We start from the raw sequence: 4,982 nt of genomic DNA on the forward strand, positions 1-4,982 counted from the left end.
GTTCAGGATGCTACCGGCTCAGCACTTAAAGCTATTCAATGTCTCGTTAAATATACAATTGATGCGGTAAGATGATAAATCCCTTTTGTTGAAAGTGAGTATCAAAAGTGAAGGCATTAGTAATTTTTAAATCTTCCATAATAGCAAAACTGGGACAGTCAGTGTAACTAAAGTCTTTATCCAGATATTTTTTAAATATATCCCATGCCTTTTTCTCATAGTATTTGGAAACATGAACAATTTCGATTATTTTACTTGTCTGAATATGGGTGCCAAAGGTAAGAGCAATTTGTTTCCCAAGTTTCTTTTGCAAAAAGGTATAGGTTTCATCCAGGACATAGGTAGAAGTAAAGAGAGTAAATCTTTCCCTGACAAGTACATTCTCACGAAACTCAATAGCCTGATGATGATTTTGATCATATTTATCCTCTAAGGAGTAGAAAGCAGAGGTGTCAATAAAAAGTTTCCTCATAGTTATTCACCATAAAGATATTTATCGTGATTTATAGAGCCATCAGTAATATCGCTGATTCCTGAGGCACCTATTTTAAAGAAGGAGTCGTTTAAATATTCTTTTTTTTTCCCAATGTATTCCTGTATGGCTTTAAGAATTTCTTTTTCAATTGGTTGATTTTGTTCGTGGACTATTTTATTGAACTCATTATAAACTTTACTATCTATGGTTATATTCATAGTCATTTTTGAAACACCTCCTGATTAAACAAAAGTATATCATAGATGAACGGCTATGTCAATATAAATGTTTCTTAAAGGGTAATCGGTCAGTTATTGGTGGGAGAAAGGCATAAAGATTAAATTTCTCGCTAAGGCGCAAAGAACGCAAAGGAATAAATTATAATCTTTGCGAACTTTGCGTCTTTGCGAGAGAAAATTTCTATTTAGTTTTTACCACTGATAACTGAGGGATTACCTTAAAGGACTGGAAACTAAAATGGATAAAAAATTAGGTATATATATCTGTTCAGGCTGTGGTATTGGTGAAGCCATTGACCTGGAAAAACTATCAAATGTCGCAATTAATGAATACAAAACCGCTGTTTGTAAAACCCATCATAGCTTATGCAGTCAAGATGGTCTGGCATTAATTAATCAGGATTGTCAGGGGAATGGAATAAATACTATTGTTATTGGAGGTTGCTCTCCACGGGTCAACCAGGATGTATTTGCGTTTGATACCGATAAAATTATGGAGCGGGTCAACCTGCGGGAACAGGTTATCTGGTGTCAGCCACCAAATCAACCAGATACTCAAATGATGGCTGAAGATTATCTCAAAATGGGCATTGTTAAGGCTCAAAAAACAGAATTGTTAGACCCATATCAACCTGAAACAGAGATAAGTCGGGATATTTTAGTCGTTGGTGGTGGCATAACCGGGATGACGGCGGCTCTTGAGTCTGCAAAAGCGGGTCAAACAGTAATTTTAGTTGAAAAAGAAAAGGCTCTGGGTGGTTTCCTGACTAAACTTCATAAACAATTTCCTATCCAATCCCCATATCAGGAACTTCAAACACCAATTCATCTCGAAATGATTAAAGAGATTTCTGCCAATCAGAAAATCAAGGTTTATCCCGAGACAAAAATAGAAAAGATTGCCGGTGGTCCTGGTTTATTTGATGTTACTGTGAATCAAAATGAAAAGACAAACCAATTTCGGGTTGGGGCAATAGTTTTAGCCGCTGGATTTAAGCCTTATGATGCCAGTGGACTTGAATATCTTGGTTTTGGCAAATCACCAAATGTGATTACCAATGTTCAGATGGAGGAATTGGCTAAAAAGGGTTTGATTACCAGACCGTCAGATGGTCAACCGGCGAAAAATGTTGCCTTTATTCAATGTGCTGGTTCGCGGGATAAAGAGCGTCTGCCGTATTGTTCGACCTATTGCTGTATGACCTCTCTTAAACAAGCCCTCTATGTTCGGCAACAAAACCAGGAGGCAATGGCTTACATATTTTACAAGGATATGCGGACAATGGGACTTTATGAGGATTTTTACATCAAGGCTCAAGAAGATGAAGGCGTTTTTTTAACTAAAGGAGAGGTCGTTGGGGTAGAAGTTATAGATGGGAATAATCTAACAATCACGATTAAAGATACATTGCTGGGCGAAGATATGGTTATTGAAGCCGATTTAGTTGTTCTGGCAACAGGAATGGTGCCAACAACCGCAATTGAAAGGCTGATAAAAGAAGAGACGACACAATGCCATGAAGAAGCCTGTAAAAAAGAAGAACCAACTGTGCCTCAAGACCCCATTATTAAATCAGATATTCTGAATCTGGAATATCGGCAAGGACCGGAATTGCCCCAATTAAAGTATGGTTTTCCGGATTCACATTTTATCTGTTTTCCTTATGAGACGCGGAGAACAGGCATATATGCGGCTGGATGTGTGCGTCAGCCAATGGATATTGCCGGTTGTATGGAGGATGCAAGTGGAGCGGCGTTGAAGGCAATTCAATGTGTCGAATTAATCAGTAAAGGCGAAGCAGTTCACCCAAGGGTTGGTGACCGCAGTTATCCTGACTTTTTTATGCAAAGATGCACCCAGTGTAAAAGATGCACGGATGAATGTCCGTTTGGAGCAATTAATGAGGATGAAAAATTCAATCCTTTACCAAATATTACTCGATGTCGAAGATGCGGGACCTGTCTGGGTGCCTGCCCGGAAAGGATAATCAGTTTTAAGAATTATTCGATTGACATTATCTCATCTATGTTTAAAGCCGTGAGCGTGCCGGATGAATTTGAAAATAAACCACGAGTGCTTGCCTTTATGTGTGAAAATGACGCCATCCCGGCTCTGGATATGACTGGGGTTAAACGACTTGAATATAGCCCATTCATTCGGGTTATCCCGGTGAGATGTCTTGGTTCTTTTAACCTTGTCTGGATTTCAGATGCCTTATCAAAAGGAATTGATGGCATTCTACTTATTGGCTGTAAATATGGGGATGACTATCAATGCCACTTTGTCAAAGGAAGTGAATTAGCCAATTATCGGCTTGGTAAGGTTCAGGAAACGCTAAATAGATTGGCTCTTGAATCTGACCGGGTAAAAATGGTTCAACTTGCAATTAATGAATATGATTTGTTACCAGGAATATTTAAGGATTTTATGGCAACTATTGATAAGGTAGGCCCAAATCCATTTAAGGGATTTTAGTTTTAGAGTCAGACAAGTCAGAGTGGTCTAACTCTATTTAATGGAGTAAAAAATGAATTTAATTAAGCCTGATTTAAAATTTATCCGCGAGATAATTTGTGCTGGCGGAGATTCTCTAAAAAAATGTTTTCAGTGTGCCACCTGCTCTGTAACCTGTAAATTGTCCCCTGATGGCAAGCCATTTCCACGCAAAGAGATGATTTGGGCACAGTGGGGACTAAAAGATAAATTGTTGGCTGACCCGGATATCTGGCTTTGCCACCAGTGTAGCGACTGCACGGTTTATTGTCCTCGAGGGGCAAAACCAGGTGAGGTAATGGCCGCTATCCGCAAATCGGTTATCACTCATTATTCTTTCCCAAAATTTTTGGGTAAAATGGTTAGCCAGGTGAAATATGTGCCACTTCTGATTGCTTTTCCAGTGATATTGTTGCTGGCTGTTTTAGGAATTAGCGGTCATCTAAATATCCCTGCCGGCGAGATAAGATTTTCAGAGTTTATGCCCACGGAATATGTTGATGCTATTTTTATACCTGTGGCATTATTTGCGGCAATAGCCTTTGGTGTGGGAATTACCAGATATTGGAAAGATATATCTGGACCAAATGCAAAGATAGGCTTAATTCCCAGTCTTATTTCAACAATTGTTGAGATATTAACTCATAACCGATTTAATAAATGCGAAGTGAACAAACCCAGGTCGATTGCCCATCTTGGTGTTTTTTACGGATTTATTGGGCTGGCAATAACAACTGCTTTAGCCGTTTTCTATCTCTATATCCTGAAACAGGAATCCCCTTATCCATTACTCAGTCCAGTAAAGATAATTGGCAATATCAGTGCTCTAACATTGCTTATGGGAATTATATTGGTCATTAGTAATCGGTTGAAAAACAAGGAAAAGACAGGTTTGGGGTCTTACTTTGACTGGTCACTCATTGTTGTCATTGCCGTAGTTGTCCTGACCGGGATACTTTCACAACTTACGCGATGGGCAAATATAACCATCCTGGCTTATCCCATTTACTTTCTCCATTTAGTCAGTGTATTTTACCTATTTATCTATGCCCCATATTCTAAACTCGCTCATTTACTTTATCGGACAGCGGCTATGGTTTATGCAAAACAATGTCAACGGGAGGTGTAAAAATGCAGAAATTTGTCGCAGATTACGCTACATTTGAATCGTTACTGACTGTAGATTGGAATAAAACCATCAATTTTGCCCTTCAACGGATGAAAGAATTGAATCGAAGTTGTTTGTTTGTTGTTGACCGTGAAGGTAAAACTCTCGGGATAGTTACAGAACATGATAAGCCGTTAGACCAAAATCTGAAAGAATTCTGTGAGCAAAGAGAATTTAAAATAATTAGCGTCGAAGAGGCAAAAATAATGAATTCAAGAGACGCGGCTAAGTATATGTCAGACAATAAATTCCATCGTATCACCATAAAAGATAAAAGTTCACTCGGTATTTTCACCTCAACAGACTTCATAAAAATGGTTGCAGAAGGAAATTAGTCCTCACTTTACATCCCTTCTAATTAATTGTTCAAGTTGAACTCCCTGTCCATATTTTTCCATTTTTAACAGCCAAGAATTAGAGTCACACCTTAAGAGTGTGGTGGTATATGCGGATCTTAGAGATTGTCTGCAAAAAAGAAGATATAGCAGTTATTAACTGGAAGTTTACATAGGATAATACCCATAAATAAGGCATGAGAATAATCGTTCCGTTAGGAACATAATATCGGTAGGAATAGATAGACAAATCAATCAGTTCCGTAGGAAC

The 4,982-nt window shown here is 38.4% G+C and carries 6 protein-coding genes; 3 read left to right on the forward strand and 3 right to left on the reverse strand.

Annotated elements, in window-relative coordinates; all coding sequences use genetic code 11:
- Window positions 1-46: 46 nt before the first annotated feature.
- Together AB1414_15445 and AB1414_15450 are read right to left on the reverse strand one after the other, a co-directional pair.
- Entirely contained in the window at window positions 47-472 is a 426-nt protein-coding gene (locus AB1414_15445; protein MEW6608814.1) for a PIN domain-containing protein, read from the reverse strand.
- A gap of 2 nt (window positions 473-474) precedes the next feature.
- Window positions 475-699, reverse strand: coding sequence for a hypothetical protein (locus AB1414_15450; protein MEW6608815.1), 225 nt, complete (start codon window positions 697-699; stop codon window positions 475-477).
- Between the two features lie 253 nt (window positions 700-952).
- Here AB1414_15450 and AB1414_15455 point away from each other — a divergent pair, with 253 nt between their 5' ends.
- The 3 genes from AB1414_15455 to AB1414_15465 are packed head-to-tail and all read left to right on the forward strand — an operon-like array spanning window position 953 to window position 4,711.
- On the forward strand, window positions 953-3,190 hold the full coding sequence (locus AB1414_15455; protein ID MEW6608816.1) for an FAD-dependent oxidoreductase: 2,238 nt from the start codon (window positions 953-955) through the stop codon (window positions 3,188-3,190).
- A 52-nt stretch (window positions 3,191-3,242) separates the two neighbouring features.
- Complete coding sequence (gene qmoC, locus AB1414_15460; GenBank protein ID MEW6608817.1) at window positions 3,243-4,337, forward strand: quinone-interacting membrane-bound oxidoreductase complex subunit QmoC; 1,095 nt, start codon at window positions 3,243-3,245, stop codon at window positions 4,335-4,337.
- 2 nt (window positions 4,338-4,339) lie between these two features.
- A complete protein-coding gene (locus tag AB1414_15465; protein MEW6608818.1) occupies window positions 4,340-4,711 on the forward strand; it encodes a CBS domain-containing protein in 372 nt (123 codons plus the stop codon).
- 85 nt (window positions 4,712-4,796) lie between these two features.
- Here AB1414_15465 and AB1414_15470 read toward each other — a convergent pair.
- Window positions 4,797-4,982, reverse strand: a 186-nt coding sequence (locus AB1414_15470) for a hypothetical protein (protein ID MEW6608819.1), incomplete at its 5' end; no start/stop codon positions are given.

The organism is bacterium, from assembly GCA_040755795.1.
GTDB lineage: Bacteria > UBA9089 > CG2-30-40-21 > CG2-30-40-21 > SBAY01 > JBFLXS01.

Excerpts from the sequence above, each read along its gene's own strand:
- AB1414_15465 (MEW6608818.1), top strand. The coding sequence starts at position 4,340 with ATGCAGAAATTTGTCGCAGATTACGCTACATTTGAATCGTTACTGACT.
- AB1414_15445 (MEW6608814.1), bottom strand. The coding sequence starts at position 472 with ATGAGGAAACTTTTTATTGACACCTCTGCTTTCTACTCCTTAGAGGAT.
- qmoC (MEW6608817.1), top strand. The coding sequence starts at position 3,243 with ATGAATTTAATTAAGCCTGATTTAAAATTTATCCGCGAGATAATTTGT.
- AB1414_15450 (MEW6608815.1), bottom strand. The coding sequence starts at position 699 with ATGACTATGAATATAACCATAGATAGTAAAGTTTATAATGAGTTCAAT.
- AB1414_15455 (MEW6608816.1), top strand. The coding sequence starts at position 953 with ATGGATAAAAAATTAGGTATATATATCTGTTCAGGCTGTGGTATTGGT.